The organism is Solibacillus sp. FSL W7-1472, from assembly GCF_037969775.1.
GTDB lineage: Bacteria > Bacillota > Bacilli > Bacillales_A > Planococcaceae > Solibacillus > Solibacillus silvestris.
On sequence record NZ_CP150208.1, the window covers coordinates 1352637 to 1376722 of the forward strand.

Annotated in this window: 22 protein-coding genes and 1 other RNA gene; 21 read left to right on the forward strand and 2 right to left on the reverse strand. The window is 40.2% G+C overall.

Going from position 1 to position 24086, the window contains the following annotated elements:
• Window positions 1-7: 7 nt before the first annotated feature.
• The 12 genes from MKY07_RS06600 to MKY07_RS06655 all read left to right on the forward strand — a co-directional run bounded on the left by MKY07_RS06600 (window position 8) and on the right by MKY07_RS06655 (window position 12132).
• On the forward strand, window positions 8-586 hold the full coding sequence (locus MKY07_RS06600) for a 3D domain-containing protein (protein ID WP_061550133.1): 579 nt from the start codon (window positions 8-10) through the stop codon (window positions 584-586).
• Between the two features lie 137 nt (window positions 587-723).
• Window positions 724-2061 (forward strand): dihydrolipoyl dehydrogenase, encoded by a 1338-nt coding sequence (gene lpdA / locus MKY07_RS06605; protein ID WP_339264148.1) that lies wholly within the window; start codon window positions 724-726, stop codon window positions 2059-2061.
• 113 nt (window positions 2062-2174) lie between these two features.
• The gene (locus MKY07_RS06610; protein ID WP_065216953.1) at window positions 2175-2513 is read left to right on the forward strand and encodes a transketolase; all 339 of its coding nucleotides are present in this window, start codon (window positions 2175-2177) and stop codon (window positions 2511-2513) included.
• A gap of 167 nt (window positions 2514-2680) precedes the next feature.
• Window positions 2681-3829, forward strand: a complete 1149-nt coding sequence (locus MKY07_RS06615) for a cation:proton antiporter (RefSeq protein ID WP_014824291.1) — start codon at window positions 2681-2683, stop codon at window positions 3827-3829.
• Window positions 3830-4065: 236 nt separating this feature from the next.
• Window positions 4066-4263 carry a phosphomannomutase gene (locus MKY07_RS06620; protein WP_339264149.1) on the forward strand — a complete coding sequence of 66 codons (198 nt, stop codon included), beginning with the start codon at window positions 4066-4068 and terminating at the stop codon, window positions 4261-4263.
• Between the two features lie 153 nt (window positions 4264-4416).
• Window positions 4417-7197: an ATP-dependent DNA helicase DinG gene (gene dinG, locus MKY07_RS06625; RefSeq protein WP_065216951.1), complete on the forward strand. Its 2781-nt coding sequence runs from the start codon at window positions 4417-4419 to the stop codon at window positions 7195-7197.
• Window positions 7198-7273: 76 nt separating this feature from the next.
• Complete coding sequence (locus MKY07_RS06630) at window positions 7274-7756, forward strand: DUF5590 domain-containing protein (protein ID WP_008404867.1); 483 nt, start codon at window positions 7274-7276, stop codon at window positions 7754-7756.
• Window positions 7757-7769: 13 nt separating this feature from the next.
• Window positions 7770-8963: a pyridoxal phosphate-dependent aminotransferase gene (locus tag MKY07_RS06635; protein WP_339264150.1), complete on the forward strand. Its 1194-nt coding sequence runs from the start codon at window positions 7770-7772 to the stop codon at window positions 8961-8963.
• Between the two features lie 32 nt (window positions 8964-8995).
• Window positions 8996-10291, forward strand: coding sequence for an asparagine--tRNA ligase (asnS, locus tag MKY07_RS06640; protein WP_087618179.1), 1296 nt, complete (start codon window positions 8996-8998; stop codon window positions 10289-10291).
• Between the two features lie 84 nt (window positions 10292-10375).
• A complete protein-coding gene (locus MKY07_RS06645; RefSeq protein ID WP_339264152.1) occupies window positions 10376-11107 on the forward strand; it encodes a DnaD domain-containing protein in 732 nt (243 codons plus the stop codon).
• 18 nt (window positions 11108-11125) lie between these two features.
• Complete coding sequence (gene nth, locus MKY07_RS06650; protein ID WP_339264153.1) at window positions 11126-11785, forward strand: endonuclease III; 660 nt, start codon at window positions 11126-11128, stop codon at window positions 11783-11785.
• Window positions 11782-12132 carry a YpoC family protein gene (locus tag MKY07_RS06655; RefSeq protein WP_008404857.1) on the forward strand — a complete coding sequence of 117 codons (351 nt, stop codon included), beginning with the start codon at window positions 11782-11784 and terminating at the stop codon, window positions 12130-12132. Before nth ends, MKY07_RS06655 begins: the two co-directional genes overlap by 4 nt.
• 98 nt (window positions 12133-12230) lie before the next feature.
• On the opposite strand, the gene MKY07_RS06660 is transcribed toward MKY07_RS06655, so the two are convergent.
• Window positions 12231-14918: a PBP1A family penicillin-binding protein gene (locus MKY07_RS06660; protein ID WP_339264154.1), complete on the reverse strand. Its 2688-nt coding sequence runs from the start codon at window positions 14916-14918 to the stop codon at window positions 12231-12233.
• Window positions 14905-15588, reverse strand: coding sequence for a Holliday junction resolvase RecU (gene recU / locus MKY07_RS06665; protein ID WP_339264155.1), 684 nt, complete (start codon window positions 15586-15588; stop codon window positions 14905-14907). The genes MKY07_RS06660 and recU overlap by 14 nt, the downstream gene beginning before the upstream one ends.
• A 181-nt stretch (window positions 15589-15769) precedes the next feature.
• Here recU and MKY07_RS06670 point away from each other — a divergent pair, with 181 nt between their 5' ends.
• The 9 genes from MKY07_RS06670 (at window position 15770) to MKY07_RS06710 (ending at window position 23936) form a co-directional block, all read left to right on the forward strand.
• Window positions 15770-16000 carry a hypothetical protein gene (locus tag MKY07_RS06670; protein WP_008404851.1) on the forward strand — a complete coding sequence of 77 codons (231 nt, stop codon included), beginning with the start codon at window positions 15770-15772 and terminating at the stop codon, window positions 15998-16000.
• A 98-nt stretch (window positions 16001-16098) separates the two neighbouring features.
• Window positions 16099-16464, forward strand: a complete 366-nt coding sequence (locus MKY07_RS06675; RefSeq protein WP_008404849.1) for a YppE family protein — start codon at window positions 16099-16101, stop codon at window positions 16462-16464.
• Window positions 16457-18733, forward strand: coding sequence for a DEAD/DEAH box helicase (locus MKY07_RS06680; protein WP_008404848.1), 2277 nt, complete (start codon window positions 16457-16459; stop codon window positions 18731-18733). Before MKY07_RS06675 ends, MKY07_RS06680 begins: the two co-directional genes overlap by 8 nt.
• A gap of 4 nt (window positions 18734-18737) precedes the next feature.
• Window positions 18738-20000: a ribonuclease H-like domain-containing protein gene (locus tag MKY07_RS06685; protein WP_339264156.1), complete on the forward strand. Its 1263-nt coding sequence runs from the start codon at window positions 18738-18740 to the stop codon at window positions 19998-20000.
• Between the two features lie 100 nt (window positions 20001-20100).
• Window positions 20101-20400, forward strand: a complete 300-nt coding sequence (gene gpsB / locus MKY07_RS06690; protein WP_008404845.1) for a cell division regulator GpsB — start codon at window positions 20101-20103, stop codon at window positions 20398-20400.
• 63 nt (window positions 20401-20463) lie between these two features.
• An RNA gene (gene rnpB / locus MKY07_RS06695) (RNase P RNA component class B) lies at window positions 20464-20846 on the forward strand.
• Window positions 20847-21042: 196 nt separating this feature from the next.
• A complete protein-coding gene (locus MKY07_RS06700; RefSeq protein WP_339264158.1) occupies window positions 21043-21492 on the forward strand; it encodes a PAS domain S-box protein in 450 nt (149 codons plus the stop codon).
• On the forward strand, window positions 21470-22792 hold the full coding sequence (locus MKY07_RS06705) for a bifunctional diguanylate cyclase/phosphodiesterase (RefSeq protein ID WP_339264160.1): 1323 nt from the start codon (window positions 21470-21472) through the stop codon (window positions 22790-22792). The genes MKY07_RS06700 and MKY07_RS06705 overlap by 23 nt, the downstream gene beginning before the upstream one ends.
• Window positions 22793-22796: 4 nt before the next feature.
• Entirely contained in the window at window positions 22797-23936 is a 1140-nt protein-coding gene (locus tag MKY07_RS06710; protein WP_008404842.1) for a class I SAM-dependent RNA methyltransferase, read from the forward strand.
• Window positions 23937-24086 lie beyond the last annotated feature (150 nt).

Consider the following 24086-nt stretch of genomic DNA (forward strand, 5'->3'; position numbering starts at 1 on the left):
AATTAGTATGTTTCAAAATAAACTATTATTTAGCTTTGCCTTCTTTATGGTCACTACCTTATTTTTCGCGAGCGGAGCAATCGCAGCTACGCATACAGTGAAGAAAGGGGAAGAATTGGATGAAATTGCAGATCTTTATGACACATCAGTATATACATTGCTAGAACTAAATGAGGTTGAAGATATTGAAGAAGTTACGGAAGGTTTCGTGCTGAAATTACCGGACCATATTCAAAATAAAAAAGTACCGGCTGAAAAAGAGAAAAAAAAGGAAACGATTGAGGACTATGAGGTTGTCAAAACATTAACTGTTGAAGCAAGTGCTTTTACAGCCTATTGCAAAGGGTGTTCGGGAAAGACGGCATCCGGAATTGACTTGAAGAAAAACCCGGATATAAAACTAATCGCAGTCGATCCAAAGGTGATTCCGCTTGGTACAAAAGTATGGGTGGAAGGATATGGGGTAGCGGTTGCCGGTGATACGGGCGGTTCGATTAAAGGAAATCGTATTGATGTATTTGTCAAAACAAAAAAAATAGCCCTTAATTGGGGACGTAAAAATGTGGAAATTAAAGTATTGAAGTAATGGATGAAAAAGCGGCGGGTGCAGTTGGCACTTCGCTGCTTTTTATTGACCGAATATTTCGAATAAAATAAAAATAGGTATACGATTTGTTGCATTACCTGAACTGTAATGCTAATGTGAAAAATGAGGTGGTATATATGGAAAACTTTGATTTAGCTGTTATTGGTGCGGGTCCCGGTGGATATGTTGCAGCAATTCATGCGGCAAAAAGCGGGCTGAAAGTAGCGCTTGTAGAAAAAGATAAAGTCGGCGGGGCATGTTATAATGTCGGCTGTATTCCATCGAAAATTATGCTTGAGCATAGCAAATTGGTACAGGAAATTCGGCGCGGGACGGATTGGGGTGTGACAGTACCGACGATTAATATTGATTTTCCGAAGTTAATGCAGCGAAAAGATCGAGTTGTTGACGAACTATTATCAAATATTGAAACGTTTATCGAAAATGCGCAGATTACAATGTATCGGGGGAAAGCGACTGTAACCGCAGAACGAAAAGTGATCATCGGTAATCAGGCATTTACAGCAGATCATGTCATTTTAGCAACAGGCAGCCGCCCATTTGTTCCGCCATTTAAAGGGCTTGAAAATGCAAATTATCATACAACCGATACGTTTTTTTCGATCCAGGAGCTGCCGAAACAATTAACAATTATCGGAGGCGGGGTCATTGCAATTGAAATGGCATTTGCGCTAGCGCCAATGGGAACAAAAGTAACCGTATTAAACCATAGTAAAGATATATTGCAAACAGAAGAACCAGATGCACGACCGATTATTAAAGAAAAAATGAAACAACTGGGAATCGAACTTGTGACAGACTTTACATTCGAAGAAATTTATGCTGACTATGTTCAAACATCAATCGGAAATTTCCCGTTCGAAAATTTACTGTTTGCGACAGGGCGCCGTCCAAACACTGAAATCGCGGAAGTGCTGGAAATGCAAATGGATGGTCGTTTAATCAAAGTAAATAACCATTATGAAACGAGTATTCCCGGTATTTTTGCGATAGGGGATTTAGTTGGCGGATTCCAGCTTGCCCACTCTGCAAGCGCAGAAGGGGTACATGCGGTGGATTATATTTTAGGGAAGCACCCGAAAGTGATTAATCAGCAGGAAATCCCGCGATGCGTTTATACGCATCCTGAAATTGCAACATTTGGCATGCTGGAGCATGAAGCACCTGCAGATAGTATTGTTACGAAGATGTATTTACCTACAAATCCTAAAGCACTGCTTGAAGGTAATACACAGGGCTTTATGAAGTTTGTAGCGAGTCCTGAAGGCGATATTTACGGGGCATGTGTCGTTGGTGATGGAGCGACAGAAATGATTAACTCCATGCTGGCAGCAAAAGTATTGGGAGGATCAGTAAAAGATCTGGCAAGACTCATTTTCCCGCATCCGACAGTGAGTGAACATGTTGGAGATGCGGCACGTTCGGTTTTCGGAAAAGCAATTCATGCAAAATAACCTGATGCTACGGTGCAGATAACAGGCTCCGTAGCTTTTTTCAATCCAATTTCTTTTTTATTGTGCTGAATTCTACTATACTTGTTGTATACAATTCCAACATGAGGTGACATATGGAAAATCAGTCAATGGAGCTTGTAGAAAAAGAAGTGGAAAACACATTATATCAATGTATTGATTTTAATATAGAAGAAAACTATATAGCGATGGGACAAGAGTTTGCAAAAGTGCTTGCACTTTTGCAGGAACATAGGCTTATTAGTCCGGCTTTACAAGTAATTATTGCTCCGGAACAATGTCTGACGGAAACACGGATATTGCTCGAAAGTCTGCAGGAAGCGCAAAGAAGGCATGCTTCACGGAGAAAGCTGCTGACACATCGCCATATTTTAAATGTTTGGTTAAGAAAAAATCAATATTTTCAACGAGAGGTATTGCCGGGGTTTTTCTAATCTATCTTTTTGTTATTGAATAAGGAATATTCAGATAATGATAAAATATTATTGCTTTTTCCTTTTTTATTGTTTAAAATAAAACTAATCTTATATGAAGCGAGGCATGGTGGAGTCAGTCAAAACTGGCGGCACCATGCCTTTTTCTATAGTAAAAGGGGGATATTATGTTTATTTTTCAAATAGTTATCGTACTATTGGCAACAAAAATAGCAGGGCATTTTACAGTGCGACTAGGACAACCTTCAGTACTGGGGAAAATCCTGATCGGTATTATTATCGGTCCTGCTATGCTTGGCTGGATTACTGACAGTGAAGTGATGCAAACATTCAGTCAGATAGGGGTTATTCTATTAATGTTTTTAGCCGGCTTAGAAACCGATTTGGAAGATTTAAATGCAAATATGAAAGGGGCAATTTTTGTTGCAATTGGCGGGGTAATTTTACCGATTGCTATGAGTTATCCGCTAGCATTGGCATTTGGACTTACACAAGGTCAGGCAATTTTCATCGGACTAACATTAGCTGCTACATCAGTTAGTATTTCAGTTCAAACATTAAGCGAAATCGGTTGGCTGAAGAGTAAAGAAGGGTCTACATTATTAGGTGCTGCTGTACTGGATGATATTATCGTCGTAGTATTAATCGCAATTGCAATGAGTTTCCTTGTAGGGGATGATGTTTCAATTCCAGTATTAATCGGCGGAAAAGTATTCTTCTTTGTTTTATTATTTGTTGTAATGAGATGGGTTATTCCACCGTTCCTAAAAGCGTTCAGCCGTCTGAAAGTTACGGAGGCACTGTTAAGCGGAGCGCTTATTGCATGTTTTGCGTTAGCATACATAGGTGAGCATTATTTTGGTATCGCTACAATTATCGGAGCATTCTTTATCGGTATTGCGATCGGACGCACTCCATATAAAGAGACAGTCGAGCATAAAGTTGAACCAATTGCGAGCGGAATTTTTGTGCCGTTCTTCTTCGTTAGTATCGGATTATCTGTTACATTTGATGGGATTACAGAGAATATTTGGTTTTTGGTGATCTTCTCAATCGTTGCAATTTTATCTAAGCTGATCGGATCTGGTATTGGTGCGAAATTGGCAGGCTTTAGCTGGAAATCTTCTGCAGGTATCGGTGCAGGGATGATTTCTCGTGGTGAAGTTGCATTGATTCTTGCGGGTATGGGTTTATCAAGTGGTTTACTGCCGGCGGAAGATTATACGCCAATGGTAATCGTAATTATTATTACAACATTAGTTACACCACCAATGTTAAAAGGAATTTTCGGAAATCGTTCAAATTTAATGGATTAATCTAGTTGAAAGAATTCTTAATTTGTTGTATTCTATGTTTTAGGTGCCAAAACCTCTGTGAAGATTTAGTCTTCACAACAAAAGCCTCCACTAACAGCACGGATTTGCTGGGAAGCTTTTGAATTGTGCAGGGAGATGAGCCCCTGCACACCTATACATAGTATATTAACCTAGTGTTGTCCTTGAGGCGGCACTAGGTTTTTTTTGCCTAAGAAAATATGAAAAGTAATACGTTAGTGGCAAAAGTGAAACTGCGTGTAATTTTTATTAGAACAATTGAGCTTATATTAGAATACTTGAGATGGATATTAGATGAACTTGAAATGATTTTAGAACAATTTGGATGTTTATTCGAACAGTTGGCGGTTATATTTGAAAACCGTAATTTTATTAGAACAAATAAAAATTTATTAGATGATTTTAAAATATATTAGAACATTTAGAACGTTCATATATCGGCATCGGCTCTATATTTACGATGGCAGCATTCTACCGCCACGTTCATCCGTTCTATCCAATTACATGACCTCATCGCCTCCAGTATGATAAAATGCCGTTATATTACTTGAACTGTGAGTTGAAGAAAAATGAAGGAAAGTCAAAAGTATGCGATTGTCGACATAGAAACTACAGGACATTCTCCTGCAAGCGGCGACCGTATGATACAAATTGCGATCGTTATTATGCAAGGATGGGAAATCGTAAAAAAATATTCTACATTTATCAATCCGGGAAAACCGATCCCGTTATTTATACAGGATTTAACTAATATTACAGACGAAGATGTAAAAGATGCTTTACCATTTGAGGCGTATGCGGATTATATTTACGAGCTGCTGGAAGGGGCAGTATTTGTTGCCCATAATACCGATTTTGACTTGAACTTTTTACAGGCAGAATTTAACCGTGCAGGCCTATCGAAATGGCACGGCAAGAAAATTGACACTGTCGAACTAACAAAAATTTTGTTTCCGATGTCGCTAAGCTACAAATTATCGGATTTAGCGAACGATTTTAATATTCTGCTGCAAAGTGCACACCGAGCGGATGATGATGCACTCGCAACAGCTTACCTGCTTAAACATTGTTGGGAAGAGCTGTTAACATTGCCGCTCGTTACTTTGGAACAATTGCATAAACGTTCTTTCCGTTTGAGAACAGATTTGGCCCAGCTGTTTTTTGACGCGCTTGTCATCAAACGCAACAAAGCAATAACGGATGAAGGGCATGTCTTTTACCGTAAAATCGCAATTCGCAAAATGGCACCAACGCCAAAGAGCGATGGGGATAAACTTGTTTATCCGCAGACGACTGATGAAAAAATGACTTTATTATTAAATGGAATTCCCGATTTTGAAGAGCGCCCGCAGCAGTTTCAAATGATGGACAGCATTTGGCATGCACTCAACACAAATGCGGAGCACGTTATCGAAGCATCAACGGGCATCGGAAAAACGATGGGCTATTTAGTGCCATCGATTTATTATGCTAAGAAAACAAATCGGAAAATAGGAATTAGTACGTATACTTCTCATTTGCTTGATCAGCTTATGCAAAACGATATTCCGATATTGGAACAGGCACTTGGCCAGCCGATTAAAATGGCTTTATTAAAAGGGATGAATCACTATATCGACGTTGAAAAGTTCGAGAAAGAGCTAAAAACCCAGGATGAATCCTATGATCAGACTTTTACAGTACTGCAAACACTGATCTGGCTGGCGAAAACGGAGACTGGTGATTTAAGTGAGCTGAATGTGTCAGGCGGCGGTCAGCTGCTCCTTGATAAAATCCGAAAGAGCGCATTGCCGAAAACGACAATGCCGCTCTATGATTTTTACTCACGGGCAATTCAAAATAGTCATCAGGCAGACATTATTGTGACAAATCATGCAATGCTGCTAAGTGATCTGGTTCGCAATGAGCAGATTTTTAATTCATTAGGCGGATGGATAATTGATGAAGCGCATCAGTTTATTCAGGCTGCAATCAATCAGCATGAAAAAATCTTTACTTATATGAATTGGAAATATTTATTTGGACAAATTGGTATACAGGAAGATGAACAGCTGTTTTATAAAATTCGTCGGGTTGCAATTAAGAAACAGCTGCTGAATTATCAAACACTGGATCAGCTGGAAAAGCGCTATATTCAAATGGTCAATGCGTTTGATACAGCAATGGCGGCATTGCTTCGAGAAGTGAAGGTTGCAAATCACCAGTCTAAACAACAGAAAATTGAAGTCTTCATTTCTGAATTGCAGTTGGGGCGTGAAGTTTTAATAAAAGTTTCGCTCACTGTGCAGCAATGGGTGGATGAGGCGACCGAGCTTATACGGAAGTTCACTTCTAGTGTGGAGGAGCTTGCACCAGAGCATGAATATTTAATTGAGCAATGGCAGTATATCGTCAATGAGTTTACGATTAAAATTGCAGAATGGGATGATGTATTTTTAAGCCAGGATCCCGACTATTCATGCTGGCTGGAATTGGACCAGCGCAGTGTTCCGGGAAGTATCCAGCTTTATAAAAAACCGATCGAAGTGACATCGACGATTGGGAAACTTTTTGATCCAATCCGTGAAAAAAGCGGCATTGTCTGGACATCCGGAACGTTAACAGTGCCAAGTAATGAGCGTTTTATTACGAACCAGCTGGGAATCGATCCGTCGATTCCAATTGAAAAGCTCCATGCTGACCCGAGTTATTATGACGGGGCGGAAGTGTATATTGTCAATGACATGCCGGACATTCAGGCCGTTTCACAATCCGAATATATTGAAGAGGTCGCGCATGCGGTCACAAATACAGTGCGAATGACGAATGGTAGATGTTTTGTTTTATTCACATCTCAGGACATGCTGCGTAAAACGGTCAATCTAATACAGGAAAGTGAATTGTTAAGTGACTATATGATTTTTGCACAAGGTGTCACATCCGGAAGCCGTATGCGCTTATTAAAGTCTTTCCAAAAGTTTAATCATTCCGTATTATTTGGAACGAACAGTTTTTGGGAAGGGGTCGATGTGCCGGGTGACGGTTTGTCTGCAGTTATTGTCGTGCGGCTGCCGTTTTCTTCTCCGGAAGAGCCTGCATTTAAAGCGCGGGCCAATTATTTAACACAGCAAGGACGCAATTCCTTTACAGAGCTTTCGCTGCCTGATGCTATTATCCGGTTCAAACAAGGGTTCGGCCGGTTAATTCGTTCCAGCCATGATAAAGGGGTGTTTATCGTTTTGGATCGCCGGATTGAAACAAAATCATACGGACAGCAGTTTATCGAGTCATTACCGCCAATTTCTATACAAAAACTGCCTCTACACAGTATGGTACAAAGCTTAGGAAATTGGTATAATGAAAAACGATGAGGAAGGAAAGCAGGTTGACAAAAATGAAACAAAATTTTAAACAACATTCAAATACATCGGAATGCAAGGTGCAGTTATGAAAAACTGGATTATCTTTTCGGTTGTCTTTATTTTATCTTTGTCGCTTGTTATTTCAGTGTTCGTATTTTGGAAAGCCAATGCACCGTTTAGTGAAATAGAACAAAAGGCGGAAAGTTTTGCGCTGGATACGAAAGCACTTGCTGTTGTTGATGATTCCTATGTTTACAATGGGAATAAGCCATATGTCACTGTTTTCGGAGTGGATGAGTATGGGAAGGAAAAAGCAGTCTTCGTCCCAATGAGTTTAGATGAGAATTCAATGCAAGAAGTATTTTTAGCGGATGGCATTACAGAAGAACAGGCGTTGTCTGTTTTTCAGGATGATACTGCCGTGAAAGAGATTCTTCATATGAAGTTAGGATTCGAGGAGCCGGGTCCAGTATGGGAAATTACCTATAAAAGTGAATCCGGCAGCTTGAATTATGTCTATCTTCTATTTGAAGACGGGCAATGGTGGAAACGCATATTGAATTTGTAGAGGAGAGAGCAACATGAAACAATTGTTGGCAAATCGTGTAAAAACTTTAACACCATCTTCTACTTTAGCGATTACAGCTAAAGCGAAAGAGTTAAAGGAGCAAGGTATTGATGTAATTGGTTTAGGTGCAGGGGAGCCTGACTTTAATACACCGGAGAATATTTTAAATGCAGCAAAAAAATCGATGGATGCTGGTCTGACAAAATATACACCGGCTGGAGGGTTGCCTGCTTTAAAGAAAGCAATTATTGATAAATTGGCTCGTGACAATAACCTTACATACAAAGCAAATGAGATTATCGTTGGTGTCGGAGCAAAACACGTTCTGTATACATTGTTCCAGGTTATTTTAAATGAGGGCGATGAAGTAATTATCCCGATTCCTTACTGGGTATCTTATCCTGAACAAGTGAAGCTTGCTGGCGGTGTACCCGTATATGTAGAAGGAACACAGGAACAAAACTTTAAAATTACAGCACAGCAATTACGTAATGCTGTTACAGAAAAAACAAAAGCTGTAATTATAAACTCGCCATCCAATCCTTCTGGTATGATTTATACGAAGGAAGAATTGGCAGAGCTTGCACAAGTGGCAGAAGAAATGGATATTTTAATCGTTTCAGATGAAATTTATGAAAAGCTTGTTTACAATGGAGTAGAGCATTATTCAATTGCGGAAGTTTCAGACGCAGTGAAAGCACGTACAATTGTTGTGAACGGTGTTGCAAAATCTCACTCTATGACAGGATGGCGCATTGGCTATGCAGCTGGTGATGCGACAATCATTAAAGCGATGACGGATTTAGCCTCTCACTCTACTTCAAATGCTACAACTACAGCTCAATATGCAACGATTGAAGCATATAACGGCTCACAGGATACAGTAGAAAAGATGAGACAAGCGTTTGAATCACGTTTAGAGGCGATTTTCCCGAAATTAGCAGCAATTCCCGGCGTAAAAGTATTAAAGCCACAGGGTGCTTTCTACCTATTGCCGGATGTTTCAGAAACAGCCGAAAAAACAGGTTACACTTCAGTGGATGATTTTGTATCGGCACTATTAACAGAAGCAAATGTTGCGGTCATTCCAGGTTCAGGATTTGGTGCACCCGCGACAATACGCTTATCGTATGCGACATCTTTAGAACTATTAGAAGAGGCAGTTCGCCGAATCGATGCATTTGTTAAAGCAAAATGGCAAGATTAAGCGAGCCTGCAACTTAAGCTTTGGAGGACTTTATGAAAAAAATTATGATTAAAGATATGCCAAATCATATTGGCGAAACAGTAAAAATTGGTACATGGTTAGCTAACAAACGTTCTAGCGGTAAATTGGCTTTCCTTCAGTTACGTGATGGCTCAGGCTTCGCACAAGGTGTAGTCGTGAAAGAAGAAGTAGGCGAAGAACTGTTTGCAGTAGCTAAAGGCATGACACAGGAAACGTCAATGTATGTTATTGGTGAAGTTAAAGCAGACGAGCGTTCTTCTTTCGGTGCTGAGTTAAATGTTACAGGTATCGAAGTAATCAGTCCTGCTAAAGACTACCCAATTACACCAAAAGAACATGGTACAGAATTTTTAATGGACAACCGTCACTTATGGTTACGTTCTCGTAAACAACATGCGATCATGAAAGTACGAAACGAAATTATTCGTGCGACATATGAATTTTTCAATGAAAATGGCTTTACAAAAATGGACCCGCCAATTTTAACAGGTTCTTCACCTGAAGGGACATCAGAGCTGTTCCATACGAAATATTTCGATGAAGATGCATTCCTTTCTCAATCAGGTCAGCTTTACATGGAAGCTGCTGCAATGGCATTAGGAAAAGTATTCTCGTTCGGTCCTACATTCCGTGCAGAAAAATCAAAAACGCGTCGTCACTTAATCGAGTTCTGGATGATCGAGCCTGAAATGGCATTTGTCGAACATGATGAAAGCTTGGAAGTACAGGAGCAATATGTATCACATATCGTGCAATCTGTTCTGAAAAACTGTAAGCTTGATTTAGAGCGTCTAGGCCGTGATACATCTAAACTTGAAAACGTGAAAGCACCATTCCCGCGTATTTCTTATGATGAAGCGATCGAGTTTTTACATGAGCAAGGCTTTGATGATATTCAGTGGGGTGATGATTTCGGTGCACCACACGAAACAGCAATTGCCAACCATTATGACAAACCAGTATTTATTACATGCTACCCAATCGGTATTAAACCGTTCTACATGCAGCCACACCCAGAACGCGATGATGTTGTTTTATGTGCAGACTTAATCGCTCCGGAAGGCTATGGTGAGATTATCGGTGGTTCTGAACGTATTTATGATTATGAATTAATGAAGTCACGTTTAGAAGAACATAACTTATCAATGGATGCATATGCATGGTATTTAGATTTATGTAAACAAGGTGCAGTACCTCACTCAGGCTTCGGCTTAGGGTTAGAGCGTACAGTTGCATGGATTTCCGGAACAGAGCATATCCGTGAATCCATCCCGTTCCCACGTTTATTAAACCGTTTATATCCATAATTAATTTTAATTTATAAAACGAGAAGACGTCCGGAATTTTGCCGGGCGTTTTCTCGTTACGAGCGCACAAAGGGGGATTCAACTATGTCTAAAAATTTTAATCGAATCCGCGTTTGGACGGAGCAATTGCAAATTACTATTCCACAATTATTTTTTAAACATTATAGCGAACTAAATATACAAGATGACGAAGCATTAATTATTCTGCATTTACTAACGTTCGAACAGGAAGGAATCGACTTTCCGACACCAAATGATTTAATACAGCGGACCAATTTCCAATTGACGGCTATTTCTCAAATAATACAACGCTTAATGCAAAAAGGCTTTGTCGAAATTTCTCAAAGTACTGATGAATCTGGACGCCTTGCCGAGAAATATTCAATTTATCCTTTATGGGAACGACTATTGGATTTGCTGCAGTCAAAAGAACAACAACAGGTTTCAACTGCCAACAAAATGGATGAGGCAAAAATTTTCCAGCTGTTTGAACAAGAGCTGGGACGCCTGCTTTCACCAATGGAAATCGAAACAATCGGTATGTGGATGGACTTGGACCAACATAGTCCTGAAATCATAAAAGCCGCATTAAAAGAAGCGGTACTGGCTGATAAAGTGAACTTACGCTATATTGACCGTATTTTGATCGAGTGGAAGAAACGTAACATTAAGACACTCGCACAAATTGAAAAGCATAGTGAGCAATACCGGAAAAATACGATGACAGCATCACCGATTCAACCGGTACATCAGCAAGAAGCGGTTCAGAAAACGGAGAAAGTTTCTTTCTATAACTGGTTAGAGGAGCGAGAATAGGAGGACATTCAACTTAATATGATAACAAAAGCAAAATGGAATCACTTTCTAGATGAGATGGATCACATGTATCCCGATGCACATTGTGAATTAGTGCATGACAATCCGTTTGAGTTGACGATTGCAACATTATTATCTGCACAATGTACGGATGTCCTCGTCAATAAAGTGACGAAACAACTCTTTCAAAAATATAAAACACCACAGGATTATTTAAATGTGTCACTTGAGGAACTACAGAATGATATTCGTTCAATTGGACTTTACCGAAACAAAGCAAAAAATATTCAATTACTATGTGCACGTCTGATAAATGAATATGGTGGAGAAGTTCCGGCATCCCGTGAAGAGCTAGTCACATTGCCAGGTGTAGGCCGTAAAACAGCAAATGTCGTATTGTCGGTTGCATTTGATATACCTGCGATGGCTGTCGATACACATGTAGAGCGTGTCTCGAAGCGATTAGGACTTTGTCGATGGAAAGACAGTGTATTGGAAGTAGAAGAAACAATTATGAAAAAAACACCGATTGAACGATGGAGCCGTGCACACCATCAAATTATTTTCTTTGGTCGCTATCATTGTAAAGCGCAAAATCCGGGTTGCGGAACATGTCCGTTACTGGATGACTGTAGGGAAGGGCAGAAGCGTTTGAAAAAAGGTTTGGTAAAAATATGATGATTTCAGTACAACAAGAGGCAATTTCAAAAGAAGTGGTGGACGCGTGGTATAGTGAGTGGGAGACAATGCGTGAGACGATTCATGCAGCCCATGAACGACGTGATGGATCAGCACAGCAATTCATGGTGGAAGGTATCGAACATTTCGAACAGTTTATTGTGGGCGGTTCAATTACAGAAACACCGTTTTCAGTGCAAAGCGAGTATGAGCTCATGCCAATCAATGGGATGGAACGTCTGCAGTTTATTAAAGCACGCCCTGGGCAATATGCATGTTATCGTCAATTGGACGAACTTTATAAAGAAACAAAAAAGCGCTGTGCAAGACTGAGAATGAAAAAGTAAACTAACCTGAAAATTTCTTCGCTTATTTCATGAATTTCCAATTATATAGAAAAAAACATCAATTTTTCCCGTAATGAGAAAAATTGATGTTTTTTATTTTAATCGCCTTCTGAGTCTTCAGGTCTTGTTTCGCCGCCTGAAGCGGGTGGGCTAGGCTGGTTCGGTGCTGGTGGTTCAGGATTGGATTCATCTGGCTCTACCGTATTATCGTTGCCATTTCCATTGCCGTTATTTCCGTTACCGTTCCCATTATTTCCATTACCGTTACCGTTGTTTCCGTTGCCATTTCCATTATTCCCATTGTTGTTCCCATTACCCGGCTGTTCAGGTTGTTCAGCTTCGTTCGGATCTTCAATGGAGTCATTCGGATCTTCAGGTTCTGTTACCTGGTCACCTTCCACGAATAATGCAACGCTTGCCGGATCACTTCGTAAATCACCTGAAATCGCTGTAACTGTAAATGTATACTCTTTACCGCGTTCGATGTTCGGCACTTGAATTGCGGTTGCGCTTGTCGTAGAAATGACCGTTGCCGGACCGCCATCAACTTTCATCGATACTTCAAATGTAACGGGATCCGTTTCTTCGCCGGAACCGTCCAGTGACGAATGTGACCATGTAACATCGGCCAGTTGTGCTGCATCATTGTATGATGCTTGTAAACTACTAGGTGAATCTAAAGTTTGAGGGACAAATTCCTCTGTATATTCAGTTGGCTCCGTTCCTTTAACGAAAAGCTCTGTTGTCTTTTGTGTAGCAGGTGTATATTCATTTGCCAGTTTTAAAGGATTCGATCCGATTACAATCGAAGCCGATACAACGCTGCTTGGCTGTTTAAATGATGATGACGGGTTATGCTGATTTAAATCCGTCATGATCGATTTGAACAATGTTTGTGGCAACCAGCGCTCTTCCCATGTTGTAATGGCATCTTTACGCTGTGAATAACCGCCCCAAATAGCGATTGAGTAGTTTGTTGTATACCCGGCAAACCATGTATCCGGTACTGAGCCACTCTTTAAATTGAACTTTTCAAATTCATCTGAGCCATAGTTTGTTGTACCTGTTTTACCGGCGATATCAACGCCTGATACCATCGCACGTGTCGCAGAGGCATTGCGTTTGTTACTAACTACATCACGTAAAATATCCGTTACCATATAAGCGGTATAATCACTCATTGCTTTTTTGGACTCCGGTTTAAACGATTTTGATGTTTTTCCATCACGGAAAACAATCTTAGTAATGGCATGCGGACTATTATAAGTACCGTTGTTGCCGAATGCTGCATAAGAAGCGGCCATTTGGACAGGAGAAATATTGACGCGTCCTCCACCTAAAGCCTCGGATTCTGTTAATCCGCTTGACTCAATACCTAAATTGCCTAAAAACTCTTTAGCACGTTCCGGACCTACTTCACGGAAAGTCTTCACTGCCGGAATATTTCGTGATGTATAGAGTGCTTCACGTACTGTCATCGTACCTAAATAGCGGCCGTCCCAGTTTCCGATAACTTGATCTGAACCGGAATACGTAATTTTTTCATCGACCGTTGTTTGACCAGTTGACCATTTTAAATATTCAATGGCAGGACCATAATCAATTAAAGGTTTTAAAGTCGAACCAGGCTGGCGGGTTGTCATATCGTAGGCGAAGTTATAGTTAAATTCACCTGTATAATTGCGTCCGCCGCCAATTGCACGAATTTCACCTGTTGGTGTATCGATGACTGCAACACCGGCCTGTATCTCTTCAGTAGGGAAGTTGCTGTCATTGTTCATCATATCTTCCACAATCGTCTGTGCTTTCGGGTCTAGCGTTGTATATACTTTGACCCCTTCGGAAGTCAATTCGCTATCACCATTTTTTTCAAGTTCTGCTAACACAACATCCAAAAATGCAGGATATTTAGTAGTATTATTTGCTACACGCTCTTCTTCAGGAATGAGACCGCCTGTAATAGGTTCCTTTTTTGCTTTTTCTGCGTCAGCTTCATTAATTTTGCCGTGCTGAACCATTAAGCCTAAAACGATGTTACGACGTTTTTTTGCACGGTCCGGCTTTTTGTATGGATTATAGTTGTTCGGACTTTGCGGCATCCCTGCTAATTGAGCTGATTCAGCCAATGTTAATTCACTTAGTTCTTTTCCGTAAAATTCTTTTGCGGCTGTACCAAAACCGTGAATTCTACCTGACATTAGGATTTTATTAAAGTACATTTCAAAAATTTCTTCTTTACTATATTGACGTTCCAGCTTAATTGCGAGCCAAGCCTCCTGTGCTTTACGCTCCAGCTTTTTCTCATTTGTAAAGAATGAGTTTTTTACAACTTGCTGTGTAATTGTACTCGCACCTTGTGCACCAAATCCATCGCGGAAGTTGGCAAGTACAGCACCGCCAAGACGCCACAGGTCAACACCGAAATGTTCAAAGAATCGTGCATCTTCTGTTGCGATAATCGCGTCAATCATTTGCTGTGGAATATCTTCGTACTTTACATAATTTCGTTTTTCTGCACCAATTGTTGCAAAAAGTTCTCCATTTATATCATAAAACTCCGACGAAATCGGATCCTTTAATGCATCTTCATCCAGTTCAGGTGCTTTGCTGACATAGTAGCCAAATAATGCAGCACCACTTAGGAAACCAATTACCCCAATTAAAACGATTGCTAAAACAATGCGCTTAATCCATTTTCCTGCAGAAGTTTTCGGTTTTCTGGATTTTTTATTTTTTTGTTGACGTTCGCGCTTAATTTGTTCGCGTGTTTTTCTATTTTCCGTCACGTTGTTTCTCCTCACTTTCACAAACATTGTAGTTTGCGATTAACTTTTTTACCGCCTGTAAATAATCGAGCCTTGGTACATAACCTTCGGAAATTTCGATGGCATCCTGCTCAAAAACGGCGATTGGTATGGATTTCCTTCCACCTTCACCCATTGCTGAAAACCATTTTGCCACAACATGATACGAAATGACAAAGTTACGGTTTAACGTGCTGAATCGTACAATGAAAAATGCAACTCCTCGCTGGTTTGTCACGGAATGCATATGATCCATTTGGTGAGGGTGAATGTTTTTTAATGGAAAGGATGTTTTACTATCCGTTTCTTTTGCTTCAAAGTCAATGTAATATCCATTCCATACGCCATTATAATCCGTCGTTGAAGGTGTGCGGAAATAAGCCTCTTTAATAACCGCTGCACTTCTTGCCGGATAATCTACTTTGACGATTTGTATAGGAACAGGTTTCTTGTGTATATTTGCCATATTCCTATGTAAATAAAACATATTTGTTTCATTTAGGTCATCTTCTAAGCTTTTTCCACGGTTACTGTAATTGACGGCTCTTTTATTTTTTTCTTTTGCAACCGATTGAGAATTGGCGGATTCCTTTTTTGTCTCAATCTTTGGCGCACTTTCGTAGAGTTTACCGTTTGGATAACGAATCACCATGGAATCACCTTCTTTCCTGGAAGAAATAATACTTTAATAGTGTATCACAAACAATGTACCCGTTAATAATTTTGTAAAAGCTATGCAAAATATAACTTCTTTTAGCGAATGGACACTATTTTTGCCACATGACAAGGATTCCGTAAAAAAAGAAAGAATCATTGTGAAAAGGGGGCATTATATGTCGAAATTATCACGCTTAATCGAACAAGTTGAAATGGCACAAACATTATTATCTTTGCAAATGGAACGCGAGCAATTAAGAATGAAAGTGGAGCATTTAACCAATCTACTCTCAGTTTATCAAAAAGTTAGCTTAGCAGAAACAAAGAGTCAAGTAAAGAATGCCTGTTCGCATATAAGTAGTACAAACGATGAGAATTTGATACACTTAAGAACAAATATACTTTAGCCTGAATGGGCAAAGACTATTAAAATATTGTTTAGCAGCGAACTACAGTAATTTCCGCTGCAAGGCTAAAACAGATGAAATCATTCGAGGTGCACTTTATGCAATTAATAGATAAAACATACCAATTAATAGAAGAATGTGATGCGTGTTTACATCGTTTTCAGGAAATGCGACGTTTAGACAAGGAGCCGGACTTCTTTCAAGAGGTCAAGCCACATGTCGATGAAGTCCATACACGTATTCACGAATGGCAGCAGCAGTCGACAAATTGGATAAAAAGTACGTACCCAAAAAATTTATATGTACAACAAATTGACCACGCAGCCGATGCGATGGAACAATTTGTTGTACAGTCTTTCTTTAAAGGAACGAGCAAAAAACGGTTTATTCAATCGATCCAATCTGCCCAATATACATTGAAGCTACTCGCAACGAAGATTGAGGAAGGTGAAGACGGTGCTTAGTAAGAAAAGAACCATTTCGCAGCTTGTCGACGAGTGGCAATATGACGGGGAAATGAAGCAAAATATTGTCGCCATGCATACGATCGATGAAAAACAGGCCCAGTATGCAGACTTTCCGCCCAATCTACACCCATCGATTATTAAAGCATTGCATGGGCGCGGCATTGAGCAGCTTTATATCCATCAGCGTCAAGCATTCGACTACGCACAACAGCTAAAGCATTTTACTGCGATTACACCGACTGCTTCGGGGAAATCGTATTGCTACCATTTGCCAGTTTTACAGCAAATTTTAGAAGATCGCTCAAGTCGCGCCATTTATTTGTTTCCTACTAAGGCGCTTGCACAGGATCAGAAATCAGATCTTAATGAACTGATTGAACTGATGGATGAGGATATATTAAGTTACACATATGATGGAGATACAGCACCAGGCATTCGCCAAAAAATTCGAAAAGCCGGTCATATCGTCATGACAAATCCGGATATGCTGCATTCAGGCATTTTACCGCACCATACGAAATGGGTATCCCTTTTTGAAAACTTAAAGTATATCGTCATTGATGAGCTGCATACGTATAAAGGCGTGTTCGGTTCACATGTCGCGCATGTTATAAGAAGACTTCAGCGCATTTGCGAATTTTATGGAAGCAATCCGATTTTTATTTGTACGAGTGCCACGATCAAAAACCCTAAAGAATTAGCAGAAAGCCTGACAAATAGTAAGCATGAGCTAATCGAGCAGTCAGGTGCACCTGTAGGAAAGAAAACATTTGTTTTTTACAACCCGCCGATCGTCCATCCGACATTTGGCGTTAGACGCAGTGCCGTGCTCGAAGTACGCGATATTTCAAAGCGCTTGTTTGAAGCGGGTATTCAAACGATTATTTTTGCAAAGTCAAGAGTTCGTGTGGAAATGCTCGTTACGTATTTAAAAACATTAACAGCAAAGAAAATTATGGATGAATCCATTCAAGGCTATCGTGGCGGTTATTTACCGAGTGAACGGCGAGAAATCGAGAAAGGCTTGCGGACTGGGTCGATTCAAATGGTGGTCAGTACGAATGCACTTGAATTGGGTGTCGATATCGGCCAATTACAGGCATGTATTATGACCGGTTACCCCGGGAATATTGCGAGTGCCTGGCAGCAAGCGGGTAGGGCAGGAAGACGTCAAGATGAGGCGCTCATTGTGTATGTTGCGCAATCGACGGCATTGGACCAATATGTTGTCCAAAATCCTAGCTATCTATTAGGAAGTTCACCAGAAGAAGCACGTATTAACCCGGAAAACCTGTTAATTTTAATGGAGCATTTAAAATGTGCTGCGTTTGAACTGCCATTCTCGATGGAAGATACGTACGGAGAATATGAAGTTCAGGAACTATTAGCCTATTTAGAAGAAGAAGGCGTGCTTGTGCGTACGAGTACGAAATGGCATTGGATGAGCGACCGTTTCCCGGCTCATGAAATTTCGCTGCGATCTGCGGCACAGGAAAATGTCGTCATTATCGATATTTCAACACCTGCCAATACGAAAGTAATCGGGGAAATGGATACGTACAGTGCGATGACTCTTTTACATGAAGAAGCCATCTATTTGCACCAGGGGATTCAGTTCCAAGTTGAAAAGCTGGATTGGGAAGAGAAAAAGGCATTCGTTCGTGAAGTGGATGTCGACTATTTTACAGATGCGAATTTGGCTGTCGAGCTGAAAGTGCTGAGTGAAGATAAATCGGCACCATTTAAAAACTCGACAGTAAGTTACGGAGATGTAAGTATTCTGGCCATTCCTACTATATTTAAGAAAATCCGTTTTAATACACATGATAATATCGGATCCGGTCCGATTTCGATTCCTCCGATGGAAATGCATACAAATGCGACATGGATGAGCTTTGACTTACCGGCTAATTGGACAGAAGAGCAGCTGACCGATGCACTGACAGGGGCTGCCTATGCAATGGGGAGCTTTATCCCTCTATTTATCCATTGTGACCGGTCGGATGTGTCGGTTGTCCCGCAGGTAAAAGCGATTCATAATGAAAAGCCGACATTGTTTATTTATGACAGTTATCCCGGTGGAATCGGCTTGAGTGAACGTGTATACGATGTATTGCTGTCGCTGCTTGAAAGAACAGCGCAGCATGTGGAGAACTGTCCGTGCCAGCAAGGTTGTCCTTCATGCATTGGTGCGCAGGATAGTTTAGGTGAAAACAAAAAACAAGTAATGAAAGTGCTAAATATTTTAATAAACGAAATGATGTGAGAACATGTCGTATGAAAATAAACTATTGCAAATGAAAAAACTGCTTGGTAAAAAAACGGAGCAAAAAAAAGAAAAGCCAAAATTCATAAAACCTGAACCGCCTTTATATAGCGAGCAGTGGCAACAGGCAGGGCTTGAACGGGTAGATAATGAATTCGGTATGCTTTTTAAACGGGAAGTGCATTATCCTTTCGATTATCAGCACGGTGATTACAAGCTTGGGGAATTTTTTCATTCCTTAAAACGCTGGAAGTTCGAAGCCGAAGATCATCCGTTCGCCATAAGCGGTAATGAAACGATAGTGTTTTTTGATACAGAAACAACCGGTTTAAAAGGTGCGGGTACCCACATATTTCTGCTCGGTTTTTTGGAGGCGGATGATGAAGGTTTTACGCTAACACAGTATGTATTGGCGGATCCTTCGAATGAAGCGGCACTTCTTTTTGAATCAAAGCTATGGCAACGAAATGTTACGATTGTTTCCTATAACGGAAAAAGCTTCGACTGGCCGCAGCTTCAAGTGCGCTGGACGTTGAATCAGCAATTTTTACCGCCTTTGAAATCACAGCGGCAAATTGATTTGCTGCATAGTACGAAACGTCTTTGGAAAGATGATTTATCGCGTATGAAGCTTACCCAAGTGGAACAGGACAAGCTCGGATTTTACCGAAAAGGAGATATACCAGGTCATTTAGCACCGATAATTTATTTTGATGCGGTAAAAAGCGGGAATGCGGAAACGTTAATGAAAGTACTGTTGCATAATGAATGGGATTTACTGTCGCTGATCACTTTGTATATTCATTCAACGAATTTATTGTTCGATGATATATCAACAGAATCGGCGACAACGTATACGAATATCGGAAAATGGTTTGGCGATTTAAAAAAGCGGCAAACTAGTACGGAAATACTTCAGGCAGTGACGGCACATTTCGAAACAAAAGATACCGGTTATGCGCATTTTTATTTAGCGTATGAACTGAAGCGCATTGGAGAAACAGATCTGGCAATCCAATCGTTTCAAACAGCTCTTCCGGCAATCCCGGTCAGAAAACAGCTGCTGGCATACGAACAGCTAGCCATTCTATATGAACATAAAGTAAAGGACTACGAGCAGGCATACAATTATACAAAAATAGGGAATAATCTACTTCCTGATATCCCGTTTCAAAAAGAAACCCATCTTCAAAATCAGCAAAAGAATTGGCAGAAAAGGCTTAGTCGTTTGGCCAATAAAAGAAATAAAAATTTTTTCGACAAATAATGAAAAATTTTTCGACAACTAGAACATATGTAGTCGTCCCATTTGTCAGACCTATGCTATAATAAATCAAAGAAGTAGCGTGATGGAAGGACGAGGAATAATGGATATTAAATTAACAGCTGACCATATATTGGAAAAAGAATTCAAAAAGAGTATGAAAGGTTATAACATTGACGAAGTGGATCAATTTTTGGATGTAATTCGCGAAGATTATGACACATTTACTGCAAAAATTGCTTCTTTAGAAGAGGAGAACGAGCGCTTAAAGCAAGAGCTGGCAAACTCAAGCCGCAAATCGGCGGTAGCTCCTGCTCCAACAGCAAATAGTACAAACTTCGATATTTTAAAGCGACTTTCAAACTTGGAGAAGCATGTTTTTGGGAGTAAGCTTTACGAATAGTTAAACTATTCATGGGAATATTGTTTTTTTTCTATTATTGCAGTATACTTTATTCATACATCAATATTCGAGTAATCGCTGCGATTTCTATATCGTAGAGGAAAGTCCATGCTCACACGGTGCTGCGATGCCCGTAGTGTTCGTGCTTACTGAAAAAATAAGGTAAGGCAAGAGAATTTCTCTTGACGGCGGAAGGAACTCCTAAGTCTTTTAGATATGGACAAAACTTCCTGAAAGTGCCACAGTGACGGAGCTTATAGTGAAAGCTATAAGGTGGAACGAGGTAAACCCCATGAGTGAGAAACCCAAATTATGGTAGGGGCACTCTCCTGAAGGAATTGAACGGATGGAGGGACGGTCAGCATGGCCGTAGATAGATGATTACTACCTAGTCGTACGAGGCGCAAGCTGTTTGAGTACTTAGGAACAAAACATGGCTTATTGATTATTGATGCTTTTTTCTGAACATATAAAAGGGCTCTCCATTCTTTTGTGGAGAGCCTTTCTTAGTAGGAAAAATTATTATAATATTAAAAATGAAGGCTCATGACGGGCGATTACGGATTAAAATCTTTAAAACAACACTTATTTCTGCCGGAGTGAATATATATAAAATTGTTTTTTATTTAAGGGTGATATTTCTTGAGCGAATTGAAGTCTAATAGATCCATCATGCAAGAACTGGCACTGTCTCAGTTCCCAAAAGAATTAATCGAAAGAGTTTTTGAAAATATTGCGGAAGGTATAATGATTACCGATCGGTATAGAAGAATTTTATCGATTAATGTTGCTTTTGAATTTGTAACAGGCTTTAAATTAGAAGAGGTACAAGGGGAAAAACCATCTATTTTGCAGTCTGGTGTGCATGACAGAGCTTTTTATATAGATATGTGGAAACAAATTGGCAAGACAGGTATATGGCAAGGCGAAATTTGGAATAGACGCAAAACAGGTGAATTATACCCGGAGTGGCTGACAATACTAGCGATTAAAGATGAGGCAGGGAAAATCACAAATTACTGCGGCATTTTTACTGATTTGTCGGAACGTAAAATCGTGGAAGACGAACTTGAAAAAAAGATCTCTTCATGATTCATTAACTGAAGTCTGCAACCGTTTTGCCTATATTGAACGTATGAAAGCATTGCTGGAAGTGACAGAAAACCAGATGATGCCGATACAGCATGCCGTTCTTTTTATAGATTTAGACCGTTTTAAGCAAGTAAATGACATGCTCGGACATGCCATTGGTGATCAGTTATTGATAGAGGTATCCAAACGTGTAAAGGCATTAGTGAAAAACAAGGATATTTTAGCGCGCTTTGGCGGAGATGAATTTGTCATTACATTAGCAAATATCCAGCATCCACGGGAAGCTGCAAAATTTGCGGAACAGGTACTCAGAGTTTTTGAAGCGCCGATTAAAGTTCATGATCAGGATGTCTATATATCGACAAGTATGGGAATCAGTATTTATCCGGCAGACGGTACGACAACAGAACAGCTGTTGAATCGTGCAGATCGTGCTATGTCATTTTCAAAAGATAATGGGCGTAATTGCTATTCGTTTTACTTTGACGAGTTGGAAACGGATTCGAATCGAGTGCTGACACTTGATAGTGAGTTACGTAAAGCGATTGAAAACAGAGAATTTACGCTTGCCTACCAGCCGAAAATTAGTACAGAAAAAAACGAAATTGTCGGGATTGAAGCATTGGTACGATGGAACAGTGAGAAACTTGGCTTTGTATCACCTGCTGAATTTATCGAACATGCCGAAGAGTCGGGTTTAATTATCCCATTGAGCGAGCTTATTTTTGAGCTTGCATGTGAAGGCTATCATCAGCTTGTTTCTGCTGGTTATCCGAATGTTCCGATCGCAGTAAATGTTTCCAGCATCCACTTTCAGCAACAAAGCTTTTTGGATTCGGTTCAGACAATTTTAGAGCGTAATAATACTTCGGCCCAAAGTTTTGAAATCGAAGTGACAGAGCGGACAGTGATGAACAGTGCGCAGGAGACCGTGAGTAAATTAGTAAAGCTGAGGCAGTTAGGTTTTAAGCTTTCAATTGACGACTTCGGGACGGGGTATTCTTCGTTAAGTTACTTGGTACGGTTCCCGCTCGATGTGCTGAAGATTGACCGCAGCTTCATTCAGCATATTTGCTCGCTTGATGATAAGCAGGCAATTGTCGATGCGATTATTCAAATGGCGCATCGCCTGAAAATGAAAGTAGTGGCAGAAGGTGTGGAAACTAGCCAGCAAGTCGAACTGCTTAAATCGATGGGCTGTGATTATATTCAAGGGTATTACTACAGTAAACCTTTGCCTATGGAAGAATTAATTGACTTTATCCATTTTTGGGAAGTCGAGCATCAAGGAAGGATTTAGACGCATGACAAAATTTAATTTAGTTGCAACAGCTGCGATGGGCCTAGAGGCAATTGTAGCAGAAGAAGTACGTGAATTAGGATATGAAACACGTGTTGATAACGGGAAAGTATATTTTGAAGGGGATGAGATGGCGATTGCACGCACGAATCTATGGCTACGAGTAGCAGACCGTGTGAAAATCGTCGTTGCCCAATTCCCTGCTAAAACTTTTGACCAGTTATTTGAAGGCGTAAAAGCGGTTCAATGGGAAAAATACTTACCGGTGGATGCAAATTTCCCGGTATCAGGAAAATCGGTAAAATCGACATTGTTCAGTGTACCGGATTGTCAGGCAATCACGAAAAAAGCAATTGTTGAACGAATGAAACTTGCATATAAACGTTTAGGATTTTTAGATGAGTCCGGCCCGACATTTAAAATCGAAATTTCGATTTTAAAAGATATGGCAACATTAACGATCGATACATCCGGGGTCGGGTTGCATAAGCGCGGATACCGCACGACTCAAGGTGAAGCACCATTAAAAGAAACACTTGCAGCAGCTTTAGTAAAAATTTCAAAATGGTCACCAAGCCGTCCGTTCGTAGATCCTTTCTGTGGTTCAGGAACGATTGCATTGGAAGCGGCTATGATTGGCCAAAATATTGCACCGGGTTATAATCGTGAATTTATTTCGGAATCATGGCCATGGATGAAGCAGGATATTTGGGATAAAGCGCGTGATGAAGCGGATTCTTTAGCGAATTATGATCAGGAATTAACGATAATCGGTACAGATATCGATCATAAAATGGTTGCCATTGCGCAAGAAAATGCACTTGAAGCAGGCTTTGGCGATTTATTGACATTCAAGCAAATGCAGGCGACAGATTTCACAACGAAGCTGACAGACGGGGTTATTGTTACAAACCCACCATATGGTGAGCGTATCGGTGAAGTGGAAGAAATCGAAAAAATGCTGCGCCAGTTTGGACAAGTTATGCAAAATTACCCTACATGGTCAGTGTATATGCTGTCATCAATGGAAGACTTCGAAGTACATTACGGTAAAAAAGCGACGAAAAAGCGTAAATTATTCAACGGATTCATCCGCACAGATTTATACCAGTATTGGGGTCAAAAATCTAAGCGCGAAAATTAATAACGAAGAGCGTGTCCGAAAAGACATTTCGGAGAACGCTCTTTTTGTTGCATATTATTAGTCTTTTTTATGTAAATCGTTGTATAATGATGAGTACAGAATTTTTAATATAAATTGTAAAATGTTAGTATTTGCGGGAGAAATTGTAGA